This is a genomic window from Pseudomonas sp. TH07, assembly GCF_016651285.1.
In the GTDB taxonomy this organism is placed as follows: Bacteria; Pseudomonadota; Gammaproteobacteria; order Pseudomonadales; family Pseudomonadaceae; genus Aquipseudomonas.
Genome location: NZ_JAEKED010000001.1, coordinates 5,863,772 through 5,890,690, shown reverse-complemented (window position 1 = coordinate 5,890,690; position 26,919 = coordinate 5,863,772). Strand labels below are relative to the sequence as shown.

The 26,919-nt window shown below is 64.0% G+C and carries 20 protein-coding genes; 8 read left to right on the top strand and 12 right to left on the bottom strand.

Annotation, left to right across the window (positions count from 1 at the left end; translation table 11 throughout):
* Positions 1-59 precede the first annotated feature (59 nt).
* A complete protein-coding gene (locus tag JFU57_RS26935) occupies positions 60-413 on the top strand; it encodes a hypothetical protein (RefSeq protein WP_238596113.1) in 354 nt (117 codons plus the stop codon).
* Between the two features lie 122 nt (positions 414-535).
* Here the strand turns inward: JFU57_RS26935 and JFU57_RS26930 are convergent, their stop codons facing one another.
* Together JFU57_RS26930 and JFU57_RS26925 are read right to left on the bottom strand one after the other, a co-directional pair.
* On the bottom strand, positions 536-3,349 hold the full coding sequence (locus tag JFU57_RS26930) for an autotransporter domain-containing protein (RefSeq protein ID WP_201131400.1): 2,814 nt from the start codon (positions 3,347-3,349) through the stop codon (positions 536-538).
* A gap of 244 nt (positions 3,350-3,593) precedes the next feature.
* Positions 3,594-4,277, bottom strand: coding sequence for a response regulator transcription factor (locus tag JFU57_RS26925; protein ID WP_078468879.1), 684 nt, complete (start codon positions 4,275-4,277; stop codon positions 3,594-3,596).
* Between the two features lie 94 nt (positions 4,278-4,371).
* On the opposite strand from JFU57_RS26925, the gene JFU57_RS26920 reads away from it, so the two are divergent.
* A complete protein-coding gene (locus tag JFU57_RS26920; protein ID WP_201131399.1) occupies positions 4,372-6,438 on the top strand; it encodes a 7TM diverse intracellular signaling domain-containing protein in 2,067 nt (688 codons plus the stop codon).
* A gap of 106 nt (positions 6,439-6,544) precedes the next feature.
* Here the strand turns inward: JFU57_RS26920 and JFU57_RS26915 are convergent, their stop codons facing one another.
* Complete coding sequence (locus tag JFU57_RS26915) at positions 6,545-7,180, bottom strand: LysE family translocator (protein WP_078468881.1); 636 nt, start codon at positions 7,178-7,180, stop codon at positions 6,545-6,547.
* Positions 7,181-7,498: 318 nt separating this feature from the next.
* Between JFU57_RS26915 and JFU57_RS26910 the strand changes: the two genes are divergently transcribed.
* Positions 7,499-9,082, top strand: coding sequence for a hypothetical protein (locus tag JFU57_RS26910; protein ID WP_201131398.1), 1,584 nt, complete (start codon positions 7,499-7,501; stop codon positions 9,080-9,082).
* A gap of 81 nt (positions 9,083-9,163) precedes the next feature.
* Entirely contained in the window at positions 9,164-9,886 is a 723-nt protein-coding gene (locus tag JFU57_RS26905) for a transporter substrate-binding domain-containing protein (protein WP_201131397.1), read from the top strand.
* 66 nt (positions 9,887-9,952) lie between these two features.
* On the opposite strand, the gene JFU57_RS26900 is transcribed toward JFU57_RS26905, so the two are convergent.
* The 3 genes from JFU57_RS26900 to JFU57_RS26890 form a co-directional block, all read right to left on the bottom strand.
* The gene (locus tag JFU57_RS26900; RefSeq protein WP_201131396.1) at positions 9,953-10,297 is read right to left on the bottom strand and encodes a hypothetical protein; all 345 of its coding nucleotides are present in this window, start codon (positions 10,295-10,297) and stop codon (positions 9,953-9,955) included.
* Positions 10,298-10,496: 199 nt separating this feature from the next.
* Positions 10,497-10,631: a DUF2256 domain-containing protein gene (locus JFU57_RS33350; protein ID WP_078468885.1), complete on the bottom strand. Its 135-nt coding sequence runs from the start codon at positions 10,629-10,631 to the stop codon at positions 10,497-10,499.
* Entirely contained in the window at positions 10,628-12,166 is a 1,539-nt protein-coding gene (locus JFU57_RS26890) for a cryptochrome/photolyase family protein (protein WP_201131395.1), read from the bottom strand. The genes JFU57_RS33350 and JFU57_RS26890 overlap by 4 nt, the downstream gene beginning before the upstream one ends.
* Before the next feature lie 347 nt (positions 12,167-12,513).
* Between JFU57_RS26890 and JFU57_RS26885 the strand changes: the two genes are divergently transcribed.
* Together JFU57_RS26885 and JFU57_RS26880 are read left to right on the top strand one after the other, a co-directional pair.
* Complete coding sequence (locus tag JFU57_RS26885; protein ID WP_078468887.1) at positions 12,514-12,876, top strand: hypothetical protein; 363 nt, start codon at positions 12,514-12,516, stop codon at positions 12,874-12,876.
* Positions 12,842-13,936, top strand: coding sequence for a hypothetical protein (locus tag JFU57_RS26880; protein ID WP_201131394.1), 1,095 nt, complete (start codon positions 12,842-12,844; stop codon positions 13,934-13,936). The genes JFU57_RS26885 and JFU57_RS26880 overlap by 35 nt, the downstream gene beginning before the upstream one ends.
* Positions 13,937-14,029: 93 nt before the next feature.
* Here JFU57_RS26880 and JFU57_RS26875 read toward each other — a convergent pair whose 3' ends face one another.
* From JFU57_RS26875 to JFU57_RS26855, 5 genes are all read right to left on the bottom strand, one after another.
* Positions 14,030-14,596, bottom strand: coding sequence for a hypothetical protein (locus JFU57_RS26875; protein WP_201131393.1), 567 nt, complete (start codon positions 14,594-14,596; stop codon positions 14,030-14,032).
* A gap of 295 nt (positions 14,597-14,891) precedes the next feature.
* The gene (locus JFU57_RS26870) at positions 14,892-17,210 is read right to left on the bottom strand and encodes a PIG-L family deacetylase (protein WP_201131392.1); all 2,319 of its coding nucleotides are present in this window, start codon (positions 17,208-17,210) and stop codon (positions 14,892-14,894) included.
* 38 nt (positions 17,211-17,248) lie between these two features.
* Positions 17,249-19,639, bottom strand: a complete 2,391-nt coding sequence (locus tag JFU57_RS26865) for a TonB-dependent receptor plug domain-containing protein (protein ID WP_078468897.1) — start codon at positions 19,637-19,639, stop codon at positions 17,249-17,251.
* 206 nt (positions 19,640-19,845) lie between these two features.
* Positions 19,846-20,022, bottom strand: a complete 177-nt coding sequence (locus tag JFU57_RS26860) for a hypothetical protein (protein WP_161955726.1) — start codon at positions 20,020-20,022, stop codon at positions 19,846-19,848.
* Between the two features lie 168 nt (positions 20,023-20,190).
* On the bottom strand, positions 20,191-20,748 hold the full coding sequence (locus JFU57_RS26855; protein ID WP_201131391.1) for a hypothetical protein: 558 nt from the start codon (positions 20,746-20,748) through the stop codon (positions 20,191-20,193).
* Positions 20,749-21,068: 320 nt separating this feature from the next.
* Between JFU57_RS26855 and JFU57_RS26850 the strand changes: the two genes are divergently transcribed.
* Complete coding sequence (locus JFU57_RS26850; RefSeq protein ID WP_201131390.1) at positions 21,069-23,246, top strand: PQQ-dependent dehydrogenase, methanol/ethanol family; 2,178 nt, start codon at positions 21,069-21,071, stop codon at positions 23,244-23,246.
* A gap of 69 nt (positions 23,247-23,315) precedes the next feature.
* A complete protein-coding gene (aldA, locus tag JFU57_RS26845; protein ID WP_201131389.1) occupies positions 23,316-24,752 on the top strand; it encodes an aldehyde dehydrogenase in 1,437 nt (478 codons plus the stop codon).
* Positions 24,753-24,822: 70 nt separating this feature from the next.
* On the opposite strand, the gene JFU57_RS26840 is transcribed toward aldA, so the two are convergent.
* Positions 24,823-26,766: a sigma-54-dependent Fis family transcriptional regulator gene (locus JFU57_RS26840; RefSeq protein WP_201131388.1), complete on the bottom strand. Its 1,944-nt coding sequence runs from the start codon at positions 26,764-26,766 to the stop codon at positions 24,823-24,825.
* Positions 26,767-26,919 lie beyond the last annotated feature (153 nt).

Below are 26,919 nucleotides of genomic sequence, written 5' to 3'. Positions count from 1 at the left end.
GCCTGTTACCGTGATCCCCACGCCAATCAACGACCGTCAGGAACACGATGAAGCCGCTAATGGATCAGTTCGATCGGCTGTGCCAGCAGGCGCAGTCTGCCTTTGGCGAGGAAGGGGAGCGGTCTTATGAGGCAACGCTCATCGATATCTTGAATTTCGTAAAACGGCACCCGCAGTGTCGGGCGGGATTTGTGGAGCGCTTCAAGCTGATATTGAACGTCGGCAACGCGCCGTTCGAAGCCGTTGCGTTCTGCATGCGCGAGCTGCAGTGGTTCGAGCTCAGGGACTACGTGAGTGCGGTGCTTCAGTCTTCCGTGGATCCGCGCAGTCAAGCGCTGACCAGCGTGTTGAGCGCCTATGACGAGGTTTGGCCGGATGCCGATTTGTATCGTTATTATGGCGGCCCGGCATGAGTGGCGATCTGTGACTCGTGGCTCGGTAAACAGGGCGTGCTCCAGTGCGCGAAGCCGATCCACGCAAATAAAAAAGCCACAATCGAAATTGTGGCCTTTGTTGCTGCGGCTTGCCCTGGCGCTTAGAACGCCCAGCGCAATTTCACCGACGCACCCTGGTTCAGGTAATCGCTGCGCGATTCGGCGTCGTAGTTCACGCTGACTTCGGTGCCGTTATCCAGGGTGTGGGTCAAGCCCAGGCCGGCGCGGCCCAGCCATGGGCTAGGGTCCACGCCACGGGTGGTGAAGGCGGCGGTGGGTGAGCCGGCGTAGGTCGAGGAGATCGACGTCGATTCGTTAAGCACGTCGTAACCCACGCCCAGGTTGGCGCTGAGCACGGTGTTGCTGCCCAGGTTGTAATTGAGCTTGCCGTCCACGCTCAGCACCAGTTCTTGCGCGTCACGGCTGTCGACGTCGAGGTTCAGCGCCCCGGCACCTTTCTCGTGATAGGACTCATCACCGATCCAGGTGTAGTCGGCACGTACCGACGGCACGAAGGTCATGGTGTCGGTGAACCGCAGTGTGTGGCCCAGGCCAACCCCGGCGTGGGCGCTGTAGCTGTCGTAATCGGCCTTGGCGGTGGCGTCGGCGAACGGCATGTGGCGCTTGCCCTGGTTACGGTTCTTGCCGGCGTCGACCTGGAAGTTCAGTTCGGTATCCGGGGCCAGCGCGTAGCTGCCGTAGCCGATCAACTGGAAGGTGTCGATCTGCGCGTCTTGTGGGGCGACATGGGAGTCGCTGTCGATGTCGGTCTTGGCGTAGGCGAAGGCCACACCCAGGCGCGCCTGCTCGGAGAAGGCACCATCGATACCAATGGCCAGGCCCTGGGTGTTGGCGTCGAATCCGGAGATCCCGCTGCGCTCGCTTTGATCGGCCCACGAACCGAAGGTCTTGATCCACAGGTTCTGTTCAGCCGCCGGAGCGTCACCGGAGGACAAGCCGCTGTTGCTGGCCTGCCGCGCCTGGATCACCCGGTTGATGCCGGAAAGGGTGCTGCTGGTGGCCGCACTGGTACCGCCGGTCAGCAGGGGCAAGGTTTGGGTCACGGCGTCGGACACTTGCTGCCCGGTGGTCAGGCCGACGAAGTGGCTGGCCAGTTCGCCGTTGGGGTTTTGCGCAAAGGTCCGGTCTAGTGCACGGGCAGCCGGGCCGGCTGGGGAGTTGCCCATCTGGTTGACCACATGTTCGACGCTGGGGCCCGGGCCGTCCGTTGGGTTGGTCGGATCGACCGGATCGACCGGTGTGGTGGCCGCCGCCTTCAGAGTCAGGTCGATGGCATTGCCGTTCTTGATCGCGCCGAAATCGAACAGCAGTGAGTTGTCGCTGACGGCAAAGGTCCCGTCGCTGACCAGGGTGCCGGCACTGAACACCTTGTCCATGTGCGACACGTTGAACTTGGTGCTGGCATTGCTGACGTCCACCACAATGTTCGCGTTGCTTTGCAAGGTCGCGGTGCCGCTTACAGCCAACTTGCCAAAGTGGTTATCGTCGGCCACGCCGATCTTCAGGGTGCCGTTGCCGGTTTGCGAGTAGTCACCGTTGAAGTTGGCCGTGACCCCGGCGCTGGAGGCGACCCGCAGCGTGCCGTCGTTGGAAAAGCTCTTGATGGTGAAGGCTTCGCCGCCGGTGAGGGTATAGGTCGCATCTTTGCGCAACAGCACATCGGTGTCTTTGGCGTCGACGGCGCCCATGAAGCGAGCGGTGTCATTGCCGTCGATAACCAGCTTGGCCAGGCTGCCTGAAGTGACGGAGTCGACCTTGATGGAGTTCAGGGCGCCGCCGATGATGCCGCTGTTGGTGATCGTATCGATCGTGGCACCGTTGGTGAGGATGATGCCGTAGGCCTGGCCGGCGATTCTGCCGCCGGTGTTGTTGTCGATTGCCTTGACTGAACCACCGTTGACGCTGATACCCATCGCCGTGCCCTGGATGACTCCTTTATTGAGGATCGGGCCGTTGATCTTGGTGCCTTGCGAGGCTATGCCGATGGCGCCGGTGATGATGCCGCTTGCATCGTTGGAGATGCCTCCGGTGATCTCGCCCTTATCCACCTGGACGGCTATTCCGGTATCGCTCTTGATGGTGCCGGAGTTGATCAGCCAGCCAACGGAGCCGGTGCCCGAGCCTCCGTCGTCATCGAGGGCCAGATTGATGCCGGCTGTTTTGCCGCCAATCAACCCGGTATTTTCGATCACCCCTTCCACCTTGCTGCCATTGGTCACCTGAAGGCCGAATCGGTCGCCGGTGATGGCGCCGCTGTTATAGAGGTCGGTGCGGATGGTGCCGCCGTTCAGGTTCACCCCGGTGCCGCCGGAGATGGTGCCGCGGTTGAGCATGGAGTAGAGCGCGGCGCCCTTGAGTATGTTCACGGCCGAGCCGGTGCTGGTTACAGCGGTGATTCTTCCGAAGTTGGCGATGGCACCCAGATTCAGGCTGGAGGCTCCTCCGCTCAAGACAATCGCGTTGTCATAGCCGCTGATTTTGCCGCCGGTCTGGTTGGTGATGGAGGTGCCGCTGCCGGCGCCGATCGCAATCGCGGTGCCATTCTCCGAAGTCACGGAGCCGCCATTGCTGATGGTGCTCCAGTAGCCGGGAGTCGTTGCCGTGTTGATGGCGTTGGTGCCGGCGGTGGTGATCGAGCTGTCCCCGTTCACGGTGAGGCTTGCACCGCCTTCGATGGAGCAGGTCGACGTCAAGGCGACCCCGGACAGGGTTGGTGTGGTCCCTGAGCAGGCGGGCGCAGCCATGGCCGGGCCGGCGGCGGCCAGCAGTCCGGCCCCCGCGCCGGCCAGCAGCAGACGGCTGGCGCTGCGTTTCCCGCGGGCGCTGGTGAGTTCGTCGACCACGACGAAAGCCTGGCGCGTGTGGCTCCAGATAATGCGAAATGCAGTGTTCATTCGATTCCTCGAAGAAGCCTCTTTGGGCTTTAGGTGACAGACCGAGGCAATCTAACGGAAGCGTTGGCCGGCAAACTGAGCAAATCTGAGCGCCTTGTAGCCGCTGCTGCCAGGCCGCGCTGGCCCGTCCAAGCAACCCACCTGCACCTGACACCCCACGGCGACCACGCCGGCCAGCGCAGGCTCGTGCCTCGGCAGCGGCTAGAGGTTGCATCGGGGGTGATGTTGAACAGGTTTCGTGGGGCTAGGGCCGGATGCTGGCCGGCGCGTAGAAGCAATACCCGGCGTTGCGCAGGGTATTGATCGGCACTATCTGCCCGGAGGTTTCCTCGATGTTGCGCCGCAGGCGTCGCATCTGCGAGTCGAGTCGCCGCTGGTCATAGTCCAGATAGTCCTGGCCCAAGGCTTGAACGATGCTTTGCCGGCTGACGTTGCTGCCGGCCTGGCGCATCAGGCAGTGCAACACCAGCAGATCCTGTTGTGACAGGCGCACCGGGCCGGCGCCCGGGACCAGCAGGCGTCGGGGCCCGAGTTCGAGCAGCCAGGGCTGTTCGCTGCGGTCCAGGTTCAGACGCCATTTCAGGGCATCGAGCACCGCTGCCAATTCGTCCAGGTCGCAGTTCTTGCTCAGGTAATGATCGGCCCCCTCGCCAAGTCCGGCGATCTTGCTGGGCACACTGCCACGCGCGGTAAACACGACGATGCCGAGCCGATGCCCGGCTTGGCGCAAGCGCCGGATCAACTGCAGCCCGTCACCGTCAGGCAGGCCCAGGTCAATGATCGCCAGGTGATGAACCTGGGCATCGAAACACTGCTCGAACTGCGCCAGGCTGCCCACCGTGGTCGTGACGTAGCCATGCTCCGCAAGGAACTCGTCGAGTTCCACGGCCAGTACGGGTTCATCTTCAAGGAGAATTAGCGGGGTCATGGCATAATTGTATCAAAGCGCCATCATTTTTGAGGCGGGTCTTTCTGAGTGAAACTGAGTGAATCCAAGTGCTGATCGATTGGGCCTGAGGGCTGTGGCAAAGCGCGCCATCCTGCAAAACCTGCTGGGTTGGCTGTCAGTGCTCCTGCTCTGCGCAGTCACCGCCCAGGCTCAGGCCCAGGTTCTGCTGCTGGGCGCGGCCACGGCCCCGGCCAATGCCAAGGGCTATTTGCAGCGCCTGGACGACCCCTCGGGGGGGCTGACGCCGACCGAGGCCGAGCAATCCCCGGCCTGGCGCGCGCTGCCGCAAAGCTTGAGCGCGGGCTACACCACCAACACGGTCTGGCTGCAAGTGCAGGTCGAGGCCCAGGACCCGGGCGAACACCGTTGGGTGATGCGCCTGAGCAATACCCTGCTCGACGATGTGCGTCTGTTTCAGCGCGACAAACAGGGGGCCTGGCAGGAGCAGAAAGCCGGTGAGGACCTGGCGCGCAGCCAGTGGCCCATCGACTACCGCTCGGCGGTGTTTCCTCTGAAGTTGCGCCAGGGCGAGGTCAAAGTGCTATTGGTGCGCCTGCAGACCAAGAACGCCATGTCGGTCAGCCTGGAATTTGCACCGCGCCAGCTGTTTTCCGATATGAGTCGCCACGAGTACCTGGGTTTCGGTCTGTATTTCGGCGTTTACCTGATGCTGATCGGTTTCCATAGTGTGTTCTGGCGCATGACCCAGGCACCGGAAAGTGGCTGGTACCTGAGTTACGTCAGTTGCTGCGTGGCGGTCGAGGCCTTGACCGCCGGTTTGCCTCAGCAGCTTTTCAGGTTGCCAGTGAGCCTGAGCGATCCATTACTGGGGGTAGCGCTGGCGGTGGGAGTGCCGATTGGCGTGGTGTTCGCCGGGCGTCAATTGGGCTTGCCTCAGGTCTACCCCAGGTTGCACCGAGGCTTTGCCGCCCTCGCTTGGTTGCTCTGCGGGCCTGCGGCACTGATCGTCATGGCCGGGCACTACCGCGATGCCATGCCGATCGTTCAGCTGACCGCGCTGTCGCTGGTGCCGTTGTATATCGGGATGGCCCTGTGGCTGCTGGTGCGCGGCCATCGCCCGGCACGTTTTTACCTGCTGGCGTTCGGCATCTATTACGCCGGGGTGGTGATCAGTTTCCTGCGCAACCTGGGCTACGTGCCGGCGACCTTCTGGACCGACAATGCCGCCGCGGCGGGCACCCTGATTCATATGGCGCTGATGAGCCTGCGCATCATCAGCCACTACAACCGCCTCAAGAAGGACAAGCTGCAGGCGCAAGCCGAGTCGGCCAGGCAGACCTTGCAGCAGAACGCGAGGCTTGAATCCCTGGTGGCTGTGCGGGTCAGCCAGCTGAGTGAGGAAATCGGCCGACGCGTGCTGCTCGAACAGGACTTGCGCGTGGCCCTGGAGCAGGAACAGCATATCCGCGCCCAGCAGAATGACTTTGTGGCGATGGTGTCCCATGAGTTCCGCACGCCGCTGGCCATCATCAATACCTCGGCGCAGCAATTGGCCAAACACTTGGATGCGCCCGTGGACAAGAGCCAGCGCCGTTGCCAGAACATCCGCGAGGCCGGTTCGCGCCTGCTGGCGCTGGTGGATGACTACCTGACCCACGACCGCATGGCCGACGTGCACCCGATGTCGCAGTTCAAGGACTGCGACCTCAGAGCCCTGTTCGAGGATGTGCTGGCCGGGTTCGAGCCGGGGCGGATCCGCTTCAACTGCACGCTGCCCGAGCGGCCCTTTATCTGCGACAGCGGGTTATTGCACGTGGCCGTGCGCAACCTGCTGGCCAACGCCGACCGCCATGCCCCGGCCGGGGCACAGATCGAGTTCGAGCTGTTCGAGCAGGACTCGGCCATCTGCCTGAGCATTCGGCACCCCGGCGAGGCCATCCCCGAGCAGGAGTGCGGACGCCTGTTCGACAAGTACTACCGTGGCCAGCAGGCCCAGCGCAGTTCGGGCGCGGGCCTGGGGCTATACATGGTGCAACGGATCGCGCAGTTGCATGACGGGGATGTGCAACTGCTGGAGGCAGGCGGGCAGGGGAGCATCTGCTTTCGGATGCGTTTGCAATTGCGTCAGGGGCCCGCTCAAACAGCGATCACCGCCGTTGCCAGCGATGTGTATGGGTAGCCCCCGGCTGCGTTCATGACCTATTGCCGAGCGCCCGGCAGTCGTATGCGGGCGGTCAGGGGCGGGCCGAATCAGGGGGCGAGGCACCCACCTCCAGCAACCCGCTTCAACGCCGCCCTTCAAACGCCATACGCACCGCCAGGCCCGCCAGCACCGTGCCCATCAGCCAGCGCTGCACCAACTGCCACACCGGCTTACTGGCGAGGAAGGCGGCAATGGAGCCGGCCATAAGCGCGATCAACGCATTGACGCTCACGCTGATGGCGATCTGGGTCGAGCCCAGCACCAGGGACTGGGCCAGTACCGAGCCGTGGCCGGTGGGGTCGATGAACTGCGGCATCAGCGACAGGTACATGACCGCGACCTTGGGGTTCAGCAGGTTGGTGACAAACCCCATCGTGAACAGCTTGCGCGGGCTGTCCTGAGGCAGGTCCCGGACCTGAAACGCGGAGCGTCCGCCGGGCTTGACTGCCTGCCAGGCCAGGTACAGCAAGTACAGCGCGCCGCCCAGGCGCAGGGCGTCATACGCATAGGGCACCGCCAGCAGCAAGGCGGTGATACCCAGGGCCGCGCACAGCATATAGACCAGGAAACCCAGTGCCACGCCGCCCAGGGAAATCAGCCCGGCCATCCGTCCCTGGCAGATCGAGCGTGAGATCAGGTAAATCATGTTCGGCCCCGGGGTCAGCACCATGCCGAGGGAGATCAGGCCGTAGGCGATGAGGTTGGACAGTTCGGGCATGGCGTGACTCCTGAAGGCATTGAAGGGAATCGGTGCTGCGCCGAACCTTTACCTGGCGGTATTGGCCAGCGCCGAAGCAGTCGACTCGATGGCGCGCCGATAGTAGGGCGCCTGACAGCCGTGCGTTAGATACAGATTCATCAACAAAACGACATACAGCGCGGCGATCAGCTTTGGCCGGCCGCGCCAAGCCCATCGGCAGCGCGGCTTTGTGGGTATCTGGCCATCGGCCACCGGCGGGTCTCGCCACTGAAAAGCCGGCCCTATAGACTCGCCGGTTCGGGCGCGAGGACGGCGCCTTTATCGAGGACTTCACCCATGGCAAAGCAGATGCCGGCCCCTGGCGACGTGCTGGGTTTTCCCATTGAGCGCATTGGCCGCTTTGGCGCGTGCCAGATCCTGGCGCTCGACAGCGACAAGCAGCAGGTCACGGTGGCATTGCTGGACTGGACCGGTGAGCGGATGCCGACGCTGGATGACGTGGTGGATGCCCCGCGCTTCGTGAAGAACTTCATGTTCTGGAACGACCAGGAAATCGTCATGCACCTGGCCCTGCCCGTACCCGTGGCGTATTGCAGTATCGGCAACCTGCCGCTGCGAGGCAGCAGCGAATCCAACAGCTATGGCGGCTGGGGCTTCGGCGATCTCATCGCCCGCCAGTATGTCTGGAACGCGCTGCCCGGCGAGCTGACCCAGGCGTTCAAGGCCAGCCTGGACAGCGACGCCCTGGTCACTGCTCCGGGGCTCCTCGGTGAGGACAACGACCAGCCGATGCAGATGCGCGTCAGGTCTGCGTCGCGCTTCAGCGATGACGCGGCCTACCGCATCAGCGGCGATTTCAACATGGCCTCACTGCATGCCTGGCCACTGCTGCACCAGGTGTTCCTGCACGCCTGGCGCGACGACCTGATACCTTTTCTGTGCAGCGCGCCCCTGGTCACCGAGCTGTCGTTGCTCAAGCACGATCAGCGCGAGCTCGACTTCTCGGCCACCTCCCTTGAACGGCTGGTGATCGACATCGCGGGCCTTGAACGACTGGTCCTGCCCAAGAGCCTGACCACCCTGATCGTCCACGGCCAGGGCGCGTTCAACCGCTTCGGCGCCATCGAGGAGCGCGGCCAGCCGGCACCTGATGTGCGCCCCATGTTGACCGTGGTGGCCGAGCAGAACGGACGCTGGATCTCGCTGCAGGCCACCGGCACGGTGCCGGCAGTGCGCGGGCTCGACCAGTTGCGCGGGCTGCTTGTGGCCAAGGTGAGCGAACTTGACCTGGCCGAAGTCGTCGACACCTTCCCCCACATCGAATACCTGCACCTGTTCGGCGCCCCCGGGACTCTGAGCGGGCTGGGGTCATTGAGCGAGCTGCCGAAGCTCGAAGCGCTGTGGTTCTGTGACCTGTTCGGCTACAGCCCGGATGATTTCCCCGCACCCGCTGCGCTGCCAAGCCTGACCAGCCTGAGCCTGGACAGCCTGCCGGCGGACGTCGCGGCTGCGGTGCGCAAGGCGTACAAGAAGGCGCCGCAGGTGGACCTGACACTGAGCAAACCGCGCAAGCCCGAATGGCTGGCGGAGAACCTCGACAACCCGCTGCGGCACTGGGACGGTCGCGAAGGGTTTGCCCCGGCCCTGGTCAAGAAGGTGCACGCGGCCTACATCGCGGCGTTGCGCCAGGTGCGCGAGGCTGAAACCGTCCGGGTCGACGAGGGGGCCTACAGCCAGCGGGTCACCGCAGCCATTGCCACGTTCCTCGAGGTAATCGCCGGGCTCAATCGCAAGCATGGCTTCCTCTACACCCTGGAACGCGACGAAGTGATCGACGCGGTCAACCTCCTGGCCGCGTCACTCTCGGCCCCGGCACGCGTCGCGCTGGACCCCTTGATCGAGGAAGCCCTGGACGATTGAGCCAGGCCCTCGAATGACTCAACTGCCAGAACGCCTGATGCACACAAGGCCCGACCCCAACCTGATCTCCTGGAGCAAATCATGAGTGCAATCACCCCTGCGGTTCTTCAAGACCTGGCCCCTGGCGGCGTGCTGCGCGCGGCCATCAATCTCGGCAATCCGGTACTGGCGCAGCAGGACCCGGATGGCTCGCTACACGGGGTCTCCGTGGCCCTGGCCAAGGCGTTGGCCGAGGAGCTGGGGGGGCGTCTGGAGATGCTGACATTCGACGCCGCCGGCAAAGTGTTTGCCGCGCTGGAGGAGGGCAGCTGGACCCTGGCCTTCCTGGCCATCGAGCCGGTGCGCGAGCAGCAGATCGCGTTCAGCGAACCCTACGTGATAATCGAAGGCACCTACCTGGTTGCGACCGACTCGGCGTACCTCAAGGTCGAAGATCTGGATCAGCCCGGGCTGCGCCTCGCGGTCGGCCGGGGCGCGGCGTACGACCTGTTCCTCAGTCGGACCTTGCAGCATGCACAACTGGAGCGGGCCGAGACCTCCGCGGCGGCGGTGGAGCTGTTCTTCGACCAGGGCCTGGATGCCGCCGCCGGTGTGCGCCAGCCCCTGCAAAAGGTTGCCGCTGCCGATGGGCGTTACCGGGTGCTGGAAGGCGCGTTCACCGCGATCCGCCAGGCGCTGGCCGTGCCTCGCCAGCGAGCGGCAGGGGCGGCGTATGTGAGGGCCTTCGTCGAGCGGAAAAAGGCCGAAGGGTTTGTCCACGCCGCACTGGCGGCGAGTGGGCAAGCCGAGGTCACGGTGCCCTAGGGCGGATGCTCTGGCTTGACGCCCAGCGACGCCAACGGCGGGTTGTCAGGCCGGGGTCATTGCCCCTCAGCGTGAGCGAAACCCCCAGACCATCTCCACGATGCGTTCCGCAACCACCAGGTAGATCACGATAAGGCCCAGTTGCAGCGCCAGGTGATATTCCAGCTTGGCCAGCCGTCGAACCCCATCACTGACATTGAGCAGCCACAACAGGGCCGATAAGCCGATCAGGCCCCAGCCTGCCATGTTGGAAACCAGCAGGCCCAGGAACAGGTCATGGGTGCCCCTGAGCGCTTCGGTCCCCGCGGCAAACAGCAGGGCGCAGACGATCAGGTTTTTAACGTTGTCGAAGATCTGCGTACTGAGATCGTTTTCCAGCAGTTCCAGATAGCGATTCCAGAGTTTCTGCATAGTCGATAGGCCTCAAGCGTAGGCGTCGAAAGCCGGCGCCAATCCCACTCAGGGGCCATCAGCAGCGCCCTGGGGCAGCGCCAGCCCCGGTGAGAATGTCAGCGTAGCAGCCCGGGCCCCAGGCGCAGGGTGATGGGCGTCTCAGGCGCCCACCCCAAGGCATCGTCGCGACGATCCGCCTTTGTCGGCGCTGCAACACTCACCGGGCTTTGTGCCGCCGACAGCGCTCCGAGCAATAGCGCACCTGATCCCAGCACCGCGCCCATTTCTTGCGCCAGGCAAAGGGCAGCCCGCAGGTCGCGCAGGTCTTGACCGGCAGTTCGCTTTTTTTCACAGCGGGTCCCCGGCGTCCAGCGCCGCGAGCAAATTCTGGCCGCGTTGCCAGAGCGTTTGCTGCTTGGCCTCCGGCATGCGGTCGAGGTTTTTATAGAGCATGGCCATGCGTTGGTTGCCCCGCAGCAGGTCGCCGTGGCGCATCAGGAAGTGCCAGTACAGCGCATTGAAGGGGCAGGCATTGTCGGCCGTGCTTTCAGTGACCTTGTACGCGCAGTCGCGGCAGTAATCCGACATGCGCTTGATGTACTGGCCACTGGCGCAATAGGGTTTGGACCCCAGGTAACCGCCATCGGCATGCATGACCATGCCCAGGGTATTGGGCAGTTCGACCCAGTCGAAGGCGTCCATGTAGATGGCCAGGTACCACTCGCAGATCTGGCTCGGCACGATCCCGGCCAGCAGGGCAAAGTTGCCGGTGACCATCAGCCGCTGAATGTGATGGGCGTAGGCATGCTCCAGGCTCTGGCCGATGACCTGGCGCATGCAGTTCATCCGGGTGGCGCCGGTCCAGTAGAACTCGGGCAGCGGCCGCTGGTTGCCGAAGGCATTGCCCTGGGCGTAGTCGGGCATCTTCAGCCAGTACACGCCGCGCACGTACTCGCGCCAGCCGATCAGTTGTCGGATAAAGCCTTCGGCGGCATTCAGGGCAATCCTGCCCGACCAGTACGCTGCCTCCACATCGCTGCACACCTGGCGGACATCCAGCAGGCCGATATTCAGCGCGGCGCTGATGCGTGCGTGAAACAGAAACGGTTCGTTGCTGGCCATGGCGTCCTGGTAGTCGCCAAACCCGGCCAGGCCGAAATCCAGAAAGTACTCCCACAGCGCCAGGGCCTCGGCGTGGGTCACCGGGTAGTCGAAGTTCTCCAGGGAGCCGTAGTGGCTGGAGAAGCGTGCGGCCACCAACTCCAGCACCTCGCGGGTCATCGAGTCCGTGCCAAACCGCGCCGGGTAGGGCGCCTTCGTTCCCTTGGGCAGCGCCTTGCGGTTGTCCGCATCAAAGTTCCAGGCACCGCCCACCGGGCTGCCGTCGCCATTGAGCAACAGCCCGCATTTGCGCCGCATCTCACGGTAAAAGAACTCCATGCGCAGCTGTTTCTTGCCCTGGGCCCAGGCCGCGAACTCGCTGCGGGAACACATAAAACGCGTATCGGCGTGCCACTCGACGCTTAACCCGCAGTCCTTGATCGACTGTTCGAGGCGCCAGTCGCCGCACTCCGTCAGGCACAGGACCTGAGCCTGCAACAGCGCTTGCCAGCGGCGCAATTCGCCCGGCACCGAGCCGGTGTTGTGCGGATCATCCAGGGTCACGTACTGCACCCGCAAACCCCGCTCGCGCAACGCCTGGGCAAAATGGCGCATGGCACTGAAAATCAGCACGATCTTCTGCGGGTGATGGGGCACATGGCTGGCTTCCTCCATCACCTCCACCAGCAACACTGTGTCGCGCTGCGCATCCAGCCCCTGCAGCGAGGCCAGGTCAAATGACAACTGGTCGCCCAGCACCAGGCACAGTCGGCGAGTCGTATTCATGGGTGGATCCAGCCAGTGTCGGGTGAGCGGAAGGTCATCCGGGCGGGAAGAGGGGGCGCAACACCGGATACGCTGTGGTTCTATCGTCTAAAACCTATACAAATATATATTTATGTATAGGTTATTCATAGAGCTTTGCGCAGGAAACGGGATTGTTCCGCGGTGGCTGAGGAACCACCCTCAGCCAGGTCTGTAGCTCGTAACAGCGGTCGATGGCCTGGCAAGGCCTGCCTTGCAAACTGAAAAGCCCCGGCTACGCTGATGGCAGAATGCCCTACCTGAAAAAAGAGCATCCCTATAACAGCTTGTATAGCCCCCTCATTCATTCGAAATGTTGAAGGCTTGGAATGCACTTAATGCTCAGGTGGCTACTTATACTTTCCATCTCGCTGACGTGCTCTTGCACGGTGGTTCATATTATCGGCGAGAGCGGCAATGTCGAAACCCGCTGGATGCCGGGCATCTCCTATATCCACATTGACGCCACTGAGCGTCCCTTGTACGTGCAAAGTGAAACCCTGGGCCTTGGCTTTTCCAATCAATCACTGACGCTGGGTTACGGGGTGTTTGAACAAGTAGTGGTAGAGGATATCAGCGGCGGCACCTGCCTCCTGATATCTATTGCTGGCGGCCCCGCCAATCGAGACTTCTCATTTCAGAAAAAGGATCCTGAATATGTTTGTACAAACAAGGAAGTCAGCGTTCGTTAATACCAGGGCCATGCTCCTGGTGGTGGCAGGGGCAGGAGCGGGGTGTGCCCCCTTGCAGCAAGCGCCCTTGGTCTATACATCTTCCCACGTGATTGGCGTGAAGCTTGGGGTCGCCCCTACGCAGCCGGAATCCATGGAAGCCGTGATCGGCTATAAGGACCTGGACGCCGCCTATGCGCCTGTCGCGGTCTCTAATCCGCATTTGGACAAGGCCATGCAACCTGGAAATAAATACGATAAGGATCTCTATGAAATCAAGGAAATCTACGGGATCTATGGAACTCAGGCGAGCGCGGCGGGTGCCACTCAGTTATTGACGCCGGAAGAGTCGGTGGATATGAAAACGTATTTCGAAGCGTTCTCACTGAAGGAAGACGGTATCAAGACGACCGGTAAGGCCAAAGCCGACTGGACAGAAATACAAAGTTTGCAGGCGATGATTGAGCAATTTAAAGCAGAGTTGGGTACAGGCGTCTGTAAAAAGTTCTACCCAAATGAGCCTATGAAAAATAACTATAAAAACCTCATCGACTGTACTCCGCCAGATACGCAAAGCGAAGTGGAGAGAAAGTACGTTACGTTGAGCAATAATGACAAAAGTTATAATCAGATAATTGGAGGCGGAAATGATGCCAAAGCGCTATATGACAAGGCAAACGCTGCGTCCCAAATTGCCCTGACCAATTTCGCCCGCATCACTGACAAAGTTAAGGGCGCCCTTGAGAAGTTGGCCAGTATCCAGAAACGAGACGCCATTTCGGTCTATGGCTCGTTCGACGCCGATACCGGTGCAGAGACTGCCAAGGTCCAGGGCACCGACACCAATGGAAATAATGGTGTGAAGGTTAAAGTCGGCAAGGTTTTTTCAACCGGCGTGGCTGCGCAGAACGTGTCCGAGGCACAAAAAACTGTCGCTTCAGCGGTGGTTGTCAGTGCCTGTATCAATGCCCTGGGTGATCAGGCGCAGAAGGTGCACACAGGCGATGGTGCAGGTGCCGCCAGACAAGCATTTATTCAAGCCTTGTTACCCGAGTGCTTCAAAGTGAAGCAGGAGAAATAATCCCCCTTCAGCCGGTCAGGGGTTTGGTTTTTGCGGCTGGATAAGCTGTCTTGGGGTGAGTCGGAGCGGGTGCACTGCATCCGCTGCCACTCCTCAAAAACCAAACGCCGGATGCCGCCCCTCGCTGTAGCGCCACTTTTTCCCGGCCATAAATGCGTCTTCGCCAAAGTGCCTGCGGATCGCCAGTCGGACTTCATCCGGCACCGGGTCGGTGATCTGCGCGGTGGCCTCCAGCCAATAGAGATCGTCGCCAAGCTGCTCCACACGCTGGAACGGCGCACTTTCTATGGCTTGCCTGCCGAACAGCTCGATATAGGGCTTGCCGTAGAGCGAGATGTTGGGAATTTCCGGCAGGCGCAGGTGAAGGTTGAATGGGGTGTCCCAGCCGGCGAATTCCATGCTGCGGATGTCGCCATACAGGGTGTTGCTACAGGCTGCCAACCGTTTGATCAAAGCCAGGAAGTCGTCAAGCATTGCGGGCTTTTTGCTGAAGGCTTTGCGCATCAGGAAACCACTGACGAAGGGAAACGATGGCGGGGTCGAGCGGTTCCACTGCACTTGGTACCCAAGGTGGCTGCCTGCCTCCAGCACCAGGCTGCCCGCCGTCGCCGAGGTGCCCGGCTGCGCCAGAAAGCGCAGCGGTTCTTCCACATCGACCAATGGCTGGCGCCCTTCGAAGGCGCCGAAGCGGGTGGGCCGGATACTGGCGACGGCGCTGTCAAGGCACTGGATGATTGCCCGGGCCTGGGACGGTATCGAGAAGTCCCCCGTTGAGCTCAATGAAAAAGTGACGCCCGGAACTGGATGACTCATGAAGCTTCCCTTGATTTGCTGTGGACAGTCTGCGGCGCGGCGCAGTCTAGCAAGGCACGACGGATTGGCGTGGTGCCTTGTAGAGAAGCGCGTGCTTCAGGGAGCCTGGATTGCCACCCGAAACTTCAGGTGGCATGCCCCTTCACTTCGCCAACAGATTGGCCAGCAGGCGGGCCGCGCCCGGCACGCCTGCCGGCAGTTGGCGGAAGAACGACAGCGGCGCGTAGATGAAGCGGCCCCGGCCCACCTGAGCGCTGATCAGTGCGCCACTCAGTTTCTGTTCGCCACGGTCGTGCATGCCCAGCAGACGTTGATAGCGCGGGTCGATGTCGCTGGCGAAGTACAGCCCGCGCTCCTGCACCCAGCCATCGAAGTCGTGCTCGGTGATGGGGTTGGGGTGGTTCAGCAACGGATGCTCCGGCAGCAGCAGGCGTACCGCGGCGTCCTCTTCGGTGACCCGGTCGCGGGTGATCGTGAAGGGGTAGGGCCCCAGCGGTTCGGCAGGCAGGGGCGCCAGCGTGTTGTATTGCACCAGCAGCACGCCGCCTTGTTCGACGTACTGCAGCAGTTGGGTGCGCGCCGCGGCGAGCGCCGGGTTGACGTTGTAGGCCCGGACCCCGGTGACGATGGCGTCGTACTCGGCAAGGGATTGCCGGGTGAGGGTCTCGGCCTTCAGTTCATCGACCTGATAGCCCAGTTGCCGCAACATCTGCGGCAGGCGGTCGCCGGCACCGGGCAGGTAGCCGATGCGTTCACCGCCGCGCTTGAGGTCGAATTTGACCAGGGTCGCGGTGGCCGGGGGGAACCAGTCAAACGCCGGGATATGCCCGTAGTCGATGGTTGCCAGGGCCTTGTCCAGCACCTGGCCGTCGACCCTGGCCTGAAAGCGCAGCTCGCCGTTCTGCGGGTGAGCCTCGGGTTCGAGGTCGAAGCCCAGGGTCAGTTCGTCGTCCTTGCGCCGCAGGCTGAACGGCTGCTGCTCGGGGGTGATGCGCCAGCCGGCCGGGGCCTGCGGTTGCAGCACGCCATTGAGTCCGTCGGCGAAAGCGTGCACCCGGACTTCGATCCGCCGGCTGTGATCATCACCAAACAGGTAGGCCGTGCTCGACGGGGTCAGTGTCAGCGGCGGTGTGAACTGCACTGGGCGATAGACCTCGCCACGGATCGGATCGACGTGCTTGAACTGGATCTCGCGCTGCACCTCAAGCACCTGCCCGGCGATGGCCAGCTGGGTGCCGACCTGCAGGCTTTGGGCCGAGCCGCTCAGCCGCAGCGGCTGGTCAATCTGCAATGGACGGTGCTCGCCAGCACTGAGCACTGACACCTCGACCGCGCTGCGCAGGAGGATTTCGGTGCGCACGGGAATGGCGCTGCCGGCCGGGAAGCGTGGCGCATCGGCCGTGGTTTCCAGCCACACGCCCGCCGCTGCCAGCAGCAGCGTCTGCACGTCTTGCAGCTTGCGCTCGCGCCACACGCCGGCGGGTAACCCCAGCAGTTGCCTGTGCAGTTGGGCCAGCCCCGGCACGGACCTGGCCGGTGCGGCACTGTCGTATTCGCGTTGCAGACGCTCGACCTGCCGGGCGATGGCCTGGGTCTGGGGCAGGCGGCTCCAGGTGCTGTCCACGCCGTCGAACAGGTCCTGTCGCGCGGCTTGGCCGTCGAGCAGGGCAAAGGATTCCATCAGTCGTCCACGCTGTGCGGCGCTGCCGAAGCCCTGGCTCTTGTGGTGGTTGCGACTCAGGGCGGCTATTTCGCCATAGCTCAGGCCGAGCCTGGGGTTGAAGCCGCCGATGTCGACCTGCAATTGGCCGGGTTCGGTGGTGTCGCCGCTGCCCAGAAATGACTTCCAGGTGTTCCACAGCAGGCGCTTGGCTTGCCAGGGCTGAACCTCGCTCAACTGCTGGGGAAAACGGCGTGGGTCGGCCGCCGCGCGAAAGGCCTCCTGGGCCAGCAGCGAAGACGCCTGGTGATGACCGTGGCCGGCGCGGCTGTCACCGGGGAAGCGGGTGATGATGACGTCGGGCTGGAATTTGCGAATGGCCCAGACCAGATCGCCCAGGGTCTGTTCCTGGCCCCAGGCGCGCAGGGTTTCTGCCGAGGTCTTGCTGAAGCCGAAGTCCCTGGCCTGGCCGAACAGTTGCTCGGCGCCATCTTCCTGGCGAGCTTCGAGCAACTCCCGGGAGCGGATCAGGCCCAGGGCATTGCCCTGCTCGTTACCCAGCAGGTTTTGCCCGCCATCGCCACGGGTCAGCGACAGGTAGGCGGTGCGGTAGTGCCGCTGCTGAGCCAGCCAGGCGAGCAGTTGGGTGTTCTCATCATCGGGGTGAGCGGCGATGTACAGTACGCTGCCCAGGACCGCCAGGCGATCCAGGCCCTGGCCGATCCGACCGGCATCCAGTACCTGGGGTTGGGCCTGGGCCAGGCTGCTGGCGAGCAGCCAGGCGCAGAGCAGGGCGCCCATCCGTGTCAGCCGGGGCCAAGGCTTGATCGGGGCGCGCATCAGAACGCGTAGCTCAGGTTGGTGTAGTAGAACGCGCCCTGATGACCTTCCGGCGACACCGTGGAGTACTTGGCAATGCCGTAGGGGCCGCTGCCGGTGGCGTCCAGTTTGTCGGGGTGGCTGTCGAACAGGTTCTGCGCACCGACCGCCACCCGCAGCCCTGCGGCAAAGCGATAGCTCAGGTCGAGGTCGCTGATCCATTGCGCGGAGAAGGTCTGGTCGGTGCTGGCGGTGGTGCCACGGGTGGTGTACTCGCCGTAGCGGCGCTGGTTGAAGTTGGCTTCGAAGCCGTTGAAGGCGTAGTGCAGGCCCCAGATCAACTTGTTCTCCGGCACGTTGTCTTCCAGCACGCCGATGGCGGTGCGGCCCATGATCCGGCTCGAGGCGAAGCGCCCCACATCCCGTGCGTTGGTGACTTCGGTCTCGGTATGGGCAAAGCCCGCGCTCAGGTCCAGGGTGCCTCGGGGCAGGGTGAGGCGGTACTTGCCCCCCAGCTCCAGGCCCTTGGTGCGGGTGTCGAGGACGTTAGTGAAGAAGGTCGCGCTGTTGACGCCGGTGATGCCTGCCGCCGCCAGGGCCGCCACCACGTCCGCGCCGGTCAGGTTTTCGGAAGGGGTGATGCGGTCGTTGATATCGATGCGATAGGCATCCAGGGTGATGCTGGCCTCGGGCAGCGGGCGCAGCACCAGGCCGACGGAGATGTTCTTCGACTGTTCCGGCTTCAGCGCCTTGCCGCCCAGGGCCGCGGCGATCGGGCCGTCGGCCCGCAGCGTGCGCTGCAACACCGAGTCGTACACCGCGCCGGTCTGCACGATCTGGATGCCGGAGGCCTGATACCCGGCCTGCACCAGGGAGGGCGCGCGGTAGCCGGTGCTCAGGCTGCCGCGTAGCGCGACCTTGGGGGTGAAGTCATAACGCAGGGACAGCTTGCCGTTGGTGGTGTCGCCGAAGTCCGAATAGTGCTCGGAGCGCAGGGCCACCCCGGCGTTGAATTTCTCGGTGACCTGGGCCTCGACATCGACATAGCCGCCGAACACATTGCGCGACAGGCGGCCGGCGTCCACCGGGGTGATCCCGGAGCTGGCGGGGGTGTAGAAGCCGCCCGCCGGGTGCGGGTACCAGCGGTTTTCCGAGGCGGCGGCTTCACCGGCCTGCAACTCGTATTGTTCCCAGCGATAGGCCAGGCCGCTGGATAGGGTCAGCGGGCCGTGCAGGCCATCGACCTCGAAGTCCTTGACCCAGTCCAGCCCCAGATTGGCCTGGGAGTTGATGCGGCTGCCGGTGTCGAAACGGGTCGGCGAGGTGGGGCCCCAACTGGCATTCAGGGTGTCGTAGTAGGTGGAGTCGACTTCGTTGCGCCCGTAGTTGGCCGAGAGGTCGAACTTGCCCAGGCCCGGGTCCTCGAAGCGCAGGCCGGTGGTGGCGGCGTAGTCTTCGAGGCGATAGCGGGTCACCGGCCAGTAGCCGTTGGGGTAGACCGCGGCAATGTTGCGCCGATCTCCCGGCAGCACCAGCGAGGCTTCGGCGTCGCTGTTCTTGTGCGACCAGGTGGCGAAGCCGTAGGCACTCAGGCGCTCACTCAAGGAGGCCTCGCTGTTGAGCAGCAGGTTGTACTGGTCGGACACCTTGCCGACGCCGAAGCGCCAGTCACGCAAGGGGTTGCTGGCCGGCACCCGATTGTCCGGGTTGGTGTCGTTGGCCGGGTCCGACTCACCGGCATCGAAACTCACCGTCAGGAAGCCATCCCCCGGCAGCGCGAAACCCTTCCAGCCACTGAGCTTGCGCGAAAGCCCATCGCCCTTTTTGTATTCACCCAGGCGATAGCCCAGCTTGCCGCCCTGGTCCGCGCCCTTGAGCACGATATTGATCACCCCGGCGATGGCGTCCGAGCCGTACTGAGCCGAGGCGCCGTCACGCAGCACTTCCACCCGCTCGATGGCATCCAGCGGGAACAGGCTGATGTCCACCGGCACGCCGCCCTTGGCCGCGTAGTTCTGCCGGGTCACCGTCGAACCCGTGTGCCGGCGCTTGCCGTTGACCAGCACCAGCACCTGGTCGGAACCCAGGCCCCGCAGTGACACCCCCGGCGGCACCTCCTGGGCGAAGGCGCCGTTGACGTTCTGCGGGAAGCTGAACGAGGGCAACAGGCTGGCCAGCGCCTGGCCCAGGTTGGCGGCACCGGAGTCTTGCAACTGGGCAGCGGAAATCACATCCACCGGTGCCGAACTCTGCAGCGCCGTCACATCGCTGCGGCGGGTGCCGATCACCACCACGCTGTCGAGCTGCTCGTCTTCGACGCGGGGTTCACGGCTGTCCTGGGCGAAAGCCAGCGAGGACGGGTTAAGGGCGGCGAGTGCAACGGCACCGGCTAAAACATTGGACTTGAACAAGGCGCTGATCCTGCATGAAGAAGGGAAGGTATCGGCGCTAGAGCAAGGGCGGTGCCAAGGCATTCGGAGGGCGGCGGCGAGGCGCGGAATGCGCGCCAGGAAAGCCTTGTGAAACAACCCACTACGGACGCTTTTTTTTCACGCGCCAGGGTGAGAAAAACAACCAAGGCCCCCGTCGCAGAGGGCTCGCTGCTGCGTGGCAGGCACTATGCCAGCAACGCATCTGCAGCCGGGACGCTGACGTTCCGGGCCGTGAGCTTGGACAGGTCGGGGGTGATGTTCTGGGGGTGTGGTTGGGCGCTGCCCAGCAGGCCGGTGAGCACCAGCAGCAGGGCGAACAGCAATGAGACCAGCCAAGGGGTGAAGCGCAGTGCGTATGCCATGGGGGAGATCCTGACCGTTACCAGAGAGAGGGTTTGCCTCCACCTGGCAGGGGTCGGTCAGGAGCGAACTTAAGCGGCTGGCCAAGCCGTGTGAAATCATTTTTTGATCTAAGTCGCGTAGTAAACAACCTAGCCCGCCCGGAGCATCGCGCCGGTCAGGCCCACGCCTCAGGGTGTCGGCGACACCAGGGTGCGCTCACCCGACATCGACAGCTCGTAGATGCTCAGGGTGTAGCCGTCGGCGAGCACGGTTTCGATGAGGTAGGTCTGCAACGGCTTGGGCGTGAAGATCTGAACCGGCGGCTGCTTGCTGGCGCCCAGGGGGATCGGGATGCCGTTGAAGACGAAGGTGGATTCCTTGACCTTGGCCCGGACCTTGATCGGCTGGCCGGCGCTGACCAACTGGTCGATTACATCGGTCCCGGGGGCCATGCGCCGCAGGTAGGCGGGGATTTTCTTGAGGTAGGTGGCATCGAACACCGGCTCGCCGGCCACGATCATGAGGTCGTTCGGCACTTGCGGACTGCTGAAGTAGAACGTGACCGGATTGTTGCCTCCGCCGCCGACATGGCGGTACGTCAGGCTGGCGTGCTTGTCGTCCGGGACCAGAGTCACATGGGGCGCGGGGGGCGGCTTGACCGCCTTGGCCGTCGGAGCGCGGTGGGAGCAGGCGCTGATCAGCAGGGCGGCGGCGATGGCGGTGGACAGCGTCAGTGCTTTGTTCACGGGTATTCCTTAATAAAACTCACCGCCCTACGACTGCCAGTCCGTCTTTAGGTTCAAGGGACCGTGGCCTGCTGGGCAGATGAGGCCGTTGGCGCCCAAGCGACGATGCACGGCCGAAGGTGTCGCCCTGTGCCAGGCCTGACGCAGGTGTAGCGGTCGATGCGACACCTGTCGCACCCGGACGCAAGCCCTGGTCCGGGCTGCACGCCTTGCCCCGTGGGGCTTGCAGGGGATTGTCCGAAGGCTGGCATGGCGGTTGCTCTTCTCTAGTCGCGCAGCGCAATGGCTTCGCTACTAATAAGAATCAGGAGTCTCCCCCCATGACACAGATTGGCCTCGCCGTGCCTCCCTCTTTGCCGACCGCGCCCCTTGGCGTTCCACTCAAGACCCTGTTTATCGCCCTGGCCCTGGCCTTGGGTGGTGCGCCGGCCTGGGCCCAGGACCTGCCGGCCAATGTCGATGGCCCGCGGATTATCGCCGCCGACAAGGAGCCCGGTAACTGGATGAGCACCGGGCGCACCTACGACGAACAGCGCTACAGCCCGCTGAATAAGATCAGCGACCAGAACGTCGGCAAGCTGGGCCTGGCCTGGAGCTACAAGCTCGACCTGGATCGCGGGGTCGAGGCCACGCCCATTGTGGTTGACGGCGTGATGTACACCACCGGGCCGTTTTCGGTGGTCTATGCCCTGGACGCGCGCGACGGCAAGCTGCTGTGGAAGTACGACCCCAAGTCCGACCGCAACCGCGCGGGCGAGGCTTGCTGCGATGCGGTCAACCGCGGCGTGGCGGTGTGGAAGGGCAAGGTCTATGTCGGGGTGCTCGACGGTCGCCTGGAGGCCATCGACGCCAAGACCGGGCAGCGCGCCTGGTCGGTGGACACCCGCGCCGACCACAAGCGCAGCTACACCATCACCGGCGCGCCACGGGTGGTCAACGGCAAGGTGGTGATCGGCAACGGCGGCGCCGAGTTCGGCGTGCGCGGCTATGTCACTGCCTACGACGCCGAAACCGGCAAGCAGGCCTGGCGCTTCTTCACCGTGCCGGGGGACCCCAAGCTGCCACCGGAAGACAAGGCCATGGAAATTGCCGCCAAAACCTGGCACGGCGATGCTTTCGTCGAGCAGGGCGGGGGCGGCACCGCCTGGGATTCCTTCGCCTTCGACCCCGAGTTGAACCTGCTGTACATCGGCGTGGGCAACGGCTCGATGTGGGACCCGAAATGGCGCAGCCAGGCCAAGGGCGACAACCTGTTCCTGTCCTCCATCGTCGCGGTCAACGCCGACACCGGCGAGTACGCCTGGCACTACCAGACCACCCCGGGCGACGCCTGGGACTACACCGCGACCCAGCACATGATCCTCGCCGAGCTGCCGATTGATGGCAAACCGCGCAAGGTGCTGATGCAGGCGCCGAAGAACGGCTTCTTCTACGTGATCGACCGCGCCACTGGCGAGCTGCTGTCGGCCAAGGGCATCGTGCCCCAGAGCTGGACCAAGGGCATGGACATGAAGACCGGCCGGCCGATCCTCGATGAGGAGAACGCCGCCTACTGGAAGAACGGCAAGCGCAACCTGGTGACTCCGGCGTTTTGGGGCGCCCACGACTGGCAGCCGATGTCCTACAACCCCAACACCGGGCTGGTGTACATCCCGGCGCACATCATGTCCGCCTACTACGAGCACATCCCCGAGGCGCCCAAGCGCAACCCGTTCAAGAGCATGTACCAACTGGGCCTGCGCACCGGGATGATGCCGGAGAACGCCGAAGGCCTGCTGGAAATGGCCAAGGGCTGGTCCGGCAAGCTGATCGCCTGGGACCCGGTGAAGCAGAAGGCGGCCTGGGAAGTGCCCTACGTCACCATCTTCAACGGCGGCACCCTGAGCACTGCCGGCAACCTGGTGTTCGAGGGCAGCGCCGATGGCCGGGTGATCGCCTACGCGGCCGACAGCGGCAACAAGCTCTGGGAGCAGCCGGCCGCCAGCGGAGTGATGGCGGCGCCCATTACCTACAGCGTCGACGGTGAGCAATACGTGACCTTCATGGCTGGCTGGGGTGGCGCCTTCTCGACCTTTGCCGGGGCCTTGTCGCTGCGGGCCGGGGTCCAGCCGTTTTCCCAGGTGCTGACCTACAAGCTTGGGGGCACCGCCACGCTCAACGAACCGGCACCGCCCGCCGACACGCCGAAACCACCGCCCTTGAGCCGTGACACCGCCGCCATCGACGCCGGCGCCAAGCTGTATGACGGCTACTGCTCGCAGTGCCACGGCATCCATGCGGTCAGCGGCGGCGTGTTGCCGGACCTGCGCAAGCTGACGCCGGAAAAACACCAGATGTTCCTCGGCATCCTTTTCGGCGGCCGGGTCCCTGATGGCATGCCGTCCTTTGCCGACGCCTTCACCCCGCAACAGGTGGACCAGATCCATCAGTACCTGATCAAGCGCAGCCACGACCTGCAACAGGAAGGCGGCATCTGGAAAACCTTCAGCACTCAGTAACGACCCGCGACGCAGGTGCCCCGGTGGCGCCTGCAGCCTTTTTTTGACCCTGTCTGCGAGAGAACCACCATGACCGAGCTGATTCATTACCAGAACTTCATTGGCAACGCCTTTGTCCCCAGCGACCAGCACATCGAGGTGCACAACCCGGCCAATGCCCGCTTGCTGGCACGGGTGCCTCAGGCCAGCAGCGACCAGGTCGAGGCCGCCATCGCCGCCGCGCGCCAGGCGCAAAAGGGCTGGGCCGCGCGTCCGGCCATCGAGCGCGCCGGCTACCTGCGCCAGATCGCGAGCAAGGTCCGCGACAACGCCGAACGCCTGGCCCACATCATCACCGCCGAGCAGGGCAAGGTCCTGGGGCTGGCCCGGGTCGAGGTCAACTTCACCGCCGACTACCTGGACTACATGGCTGAATGGGCACGGCGCCTGGAAGGCGAAGTGCTGACCAGTGACCGGGTCGGCGAAAGCATCTTTCTGCTGCGCAAACCCCTGGGGGTGGTGGCCGGGGTCCTGCCGTGGAATTTCCCGTTCTTCCTCATCGCCCGCAAAATGGCGCCGGCGCTGATCACCGGCAACACCATCGTCATCAAGCCCAGCGAAGAAACCCCGATCAACTGCTTCGAATTCGCCCGCCTGGTGGCTGAAACCGACCTGCCGCCCGGGGTGTTCAACGTGGTCAGCGGCACCGGGGCCACGGTCGGCCACAGCTTGACCAGCCACGCCGGCATCGACCTGATCAGCTTTACCGGCAGCGTCGGCACCGGCTCGCGGATCATGGCCGCCGCCGCGCCGAACATCACCAAACTCAATCTGGAACTGGGAGGCAAGGCCCCGGCCATCGTCCTCGCGGACGCCGACCTGGCGCTGGCGGTCAAGGCCATCACCGCGTCGCGGGTGATCAACACCGGGCAGGTGTGCAACTGCGCCGAGCGGGTGTATGTCGAGCGCAAGGTGGCCGAGCCCTTTATCGAGCAGATTGCCGCATCGATGGCGGCCACCCGCTATGGCGACCCCCTGGCCGAGGACGACCTGGACATGGGCCCGCTGATCAACCAGGCGGCCCTGGACAAGGTAGCGAAGATGGTCGAGACCGCTCGCGGCCAGGGGGCTGAAGTGATGACCGGCGGCGCGGTGGCCGACAAAGGCCAGGGTTTCCATTACCAGCCCACGGTGTTGGCCGGCTGTGGCAGCGAAATGCCGATCATGCGCCAGGAGATTTTCGGCCCGGTACTGCCGATCCAGATCGTCGATGACCTGGAACAAGCCATTGCCCTGGCCAACGACAGCGAGTACGGCCTGACCTCATCCATCTACACCCGCAGCCTGAGCGCGGCCATGCGCGCCAGCAACGGCCTGGATTTCGGTGAGACCTACATCAACCGCGAGAACTTCGAGGCGATGCAGGGCTTCCATGCCGGGACGCGCAAGTCCGGGATTGGCGGCGCCGACGGCAAGCACGGTTTGTACGAGTACACCCATACCCACGTGGTGTACATCCAGATCTGAGGCCGGGTCCGAGGTAAAAAATGCCGGCCCCCATCAAGGGACCGGCATTTTTCATGGGGGCGACGGCGTCTTACAGCCGGTCGTTGGGCGCGATCAGCCCGTGCTTTTTCATCTTGCGGTACAAGGTCGAGCGCGAGATGCCCAGCTCACTGGCAGCGGCGCTGATGTTCCAGCGCTGGCGGCGCAGGCAGTCGTACAGGCGCCGGGATTCATCGTCGCCCAGTTGCTCGGCGAGGTGCGCGGTCGGCGGCGGGTCGCGGCTGATCAGGGGCAAGGGCAGGGGCGCCAGCAGTTCGCCGGGCAGGCAGTCGAGGTCGATGACCCCGTCTTCGGCCAGGGCCACGGCGTAACGCAGACTGTTGAGCAGTTGGCGGATATTGCCCGGCCAGGGGTAGTCGAACAGGCACTGTCGAGCCGGGGCGTCCAGGCGCAGCCCGTGGGCGTCGGTCTGCGCCCGCAGCAGGCTGTCGATCAGCTCGGCGCGGTCGCTGCGCTCGCGCAAGGCCGGAAGCGCCAGGTTCATGCCGGCCAGACGGTAGAACAGGTCCTGGCGAAAGGCTTTGGCGGCGATCATCCCGTGCAGGTCCTGGTGGGTGGCGGAGATCACCTGCACATCCAGCACCACCGGCACTTCGGCCCCCAGGGGCGAGATTTCCCGCTCCGCCAGGACCCGCAACAGGCGGGTTTGCAGGTGCGCCGGCATGTCGCCGATCTCGTCGAGAAACAGCGTGCCGCCGTTGGCCAGTTCCAGCTTGCCCTTCATGCCTTTCTTGTTGGCGCCGGTGAAGCTGCCGGCGCGGTAGCCGAACAGCTCGCTTTCGATCAGGGTTTCCGGAATCGCCGCGCAGTTCAGGGCGATAAACGGCCCGGCGCGACGGCTGCTGGCCTGGTGGATGGCGCGAGCGAAGGCCTCCTTGCCGGTGCCGGTCTCGCCGGTGATCAGGATCGGGATGCCCTTGTCGATCACCTTGCGTACCCGGCGTACGTTCTGTTGCAGGCGCGGGTCGTTCCCGGCCAGTTGTTGCAGGTCCGGATGCGGCGGGCTCGCCGGGCGCACCACGGCGGGCGGCCGGTGCTGCTCCGAGGGGATGCGCAGGCCGATATCGAGCAGGGCTTCATCCTGCAGTCCACGCAGACGCACACCGCGCGCGCCGCCATTGGTGAACTGCAACAGTTCCTCCACCGTGGCCGGCAGCAGGCTGTGGATCGGCGCCCCCAGCAGCGGCGCCCCGGCGCTCCGCTCCAGAGCCACAAAGGCCGCGCGGTTGGCGCCCATCACCCGGCCGTTTTCATCCAGGGCCAGCAACTGTTCGTTGGCCAGGTCGGCGATTTCATCGATGGGCTTGAGGGACAGGGTCAGGCGATCGCGGTGGCTCTGGCGAAAGTGCGCGTTCTCGATCAGGCGCGCGTACATGATCACCAGTTGCAGGGTCAGGTACTGGCTTTCCCGCGGGCCGTCGCTGTTCAGGCAGGTGGCGTTGAGGCAGCCGCGCAGCAGGCCCTGGGCGTCGAAGATCGGCGCCACCGAGCAACTGAGGCGGAAGTTGGAGGCCAGGAAGTGTTCTTCGCGGTGGATGATCAAGGGCTGGGCGGCTGCCAGGGTGGTGCCGATGCCGTTGGTGCCGACCATCGATTCGTCCCAGCGCGCGCCGACCACCAGCCCCGACTGGGTGTAGGCGTCGTCGTGGCTCGGCAGCCGTGAGTCGAGGGTGATGCCGTTTTCGTCGCTGAGCAGCACCGCGAAGCCGGCCGGAACCACGCGCTTGGCCAGGCCGCTGACGCCCTGGCTGGCAATCGACAGGTACTGTTGATGTTGCTGCTGATGGCGGCGGATGTCCTCGGCGCACAGGATGTTCTTGCGGCTGGCGGCGCCCGGGTCGAGGCGGTGCTCGACCACGCTGCGGTACCAGGACTGGGCGATCAGTCCGTCGGGGCGGATGCCGCGTGCGGAAAAGTGATCGTTGACGAAGGCCGCGAGTTCGCTGGGGCTGGTCTGCGCGCTGTGCCGAGTCATGGAGTGCTCCCATCAGGCGTGACACCGGGGGGGCGGTGTGCACGGCGATCTTATTGTTGTTGACGGTTAGCCGGGGCTGGCCGCTGTCTACCTTAGTCGCTGGCGCATTATTTTTCAGCCCCTGATCTACGGACACAGGGTCTTGCGCGATAC

Bases quoted from the DNA above. Each gene is read 5' to 3' on its own strand.
- JFU57_RS26935 (WP_238596113.1), top strand. From the start codon at position 60: ATGGATCAGTTCGATCGGCTGTGCCAGCAGGCGCAGTCTGCCTTTGGC.
- JFU57_RS26930 (WP_201131400.1), bottom strand. From the start codon at position 3,349: ATGAACACTGCATTTCGCATTATCTGGAGCCACACGCGCCAGGCTTTC.
- JFU57_RS26925 (WP_078468879.1), bottom strand. From the start codon at position 4,277: ATGACCCCGCTAATTCTCCTTGAAGATGAACCCGTACTGGCCGTGGAA.
- JFU57_RS26915 (WP_078468881.1), bottom strand. From the start codon at position 7,180: ATGCCCGAACTGTCCAACCTCATCGCCTACGGCCTGATCTCCCTCGGC.
- JFU57_RS26910 (WP_201131398.1), top strand. From the start codon at position 7,499: ATGGCAAAGCAGATGCCGGCCCCTGGCGACGTGCTGGGTTTTCCCATT.
- JFU57_RS26905 (WP_201131397.1), top strand. From the start codon at position 9,164: ATGAGTGCAATCACCCCTGCGGTTCTTCAAGACCTGGCCCCTGGCGGC.
- JFU57_RS26900 (WP_201131396.1), bottom strand. From the start codon at position 10,297: ATGCAGAAACTCTGGAATCGCTATCTGGAACTGCTGGAAAACGATCTC.
- JFU57_RS26890 (WP_201131395.1), bottom strand. From the start codon at position 12,166: ATGAATACGACTCGCCGACTGTGCCTGGTGCTGGGCGACCAGTTGTCA.
- JFU57_RS26885 (WP_078468887.1), top strand. From the start codon at position 12,514: ATGCACTTAATGCTCAGGTGGCTACTTATACTTTCCATCTCGCTGACG.
- JFU57_RS26880 (WP_201131394.1), top strand. From the start codon at position 12,842: ATGTTTGTACAAACAAGGAAGTCAGCGTTCGTTAATACCAGGGCCATG.
- JFU57_RS26870 (WP_201131392.1), bottom strand. From the start codon at position 17,210: ATGGGCGCCCTGCTCTGCGCCTGGCTGCTCGCCAGCAGCCTGGCCCAG.
- JFU57_RS26860 (WP_161955726.1), bottom strand. From the start codon at position 20,022: ATGGCATACGCACTGCGCTTCACCCCTTGGCTGGTCTCATTGCTGTTC.
- JFU57_RS26850 (WP_201131390.1), top strand. From the start codon at position 21,069: ATGACACAGATTGGCCTCGCCGTGCCTCCCTCTTTGCCGACCGCGCCC.
- aldA (WP_201131389.1), top strand. From the start codon at position 23,316: ATGACCGAGCTGATTCATTACCAGAACTTCATTGGCAACGCCTTTGTC.
- JFU57_RS26840 (WP_201131388.1), bottom strand. From the start codon at position 26,766: ATGACTCGGCACAGCGCGCAGACCAGCCCCAGCGAACTCGCGGCCTTC.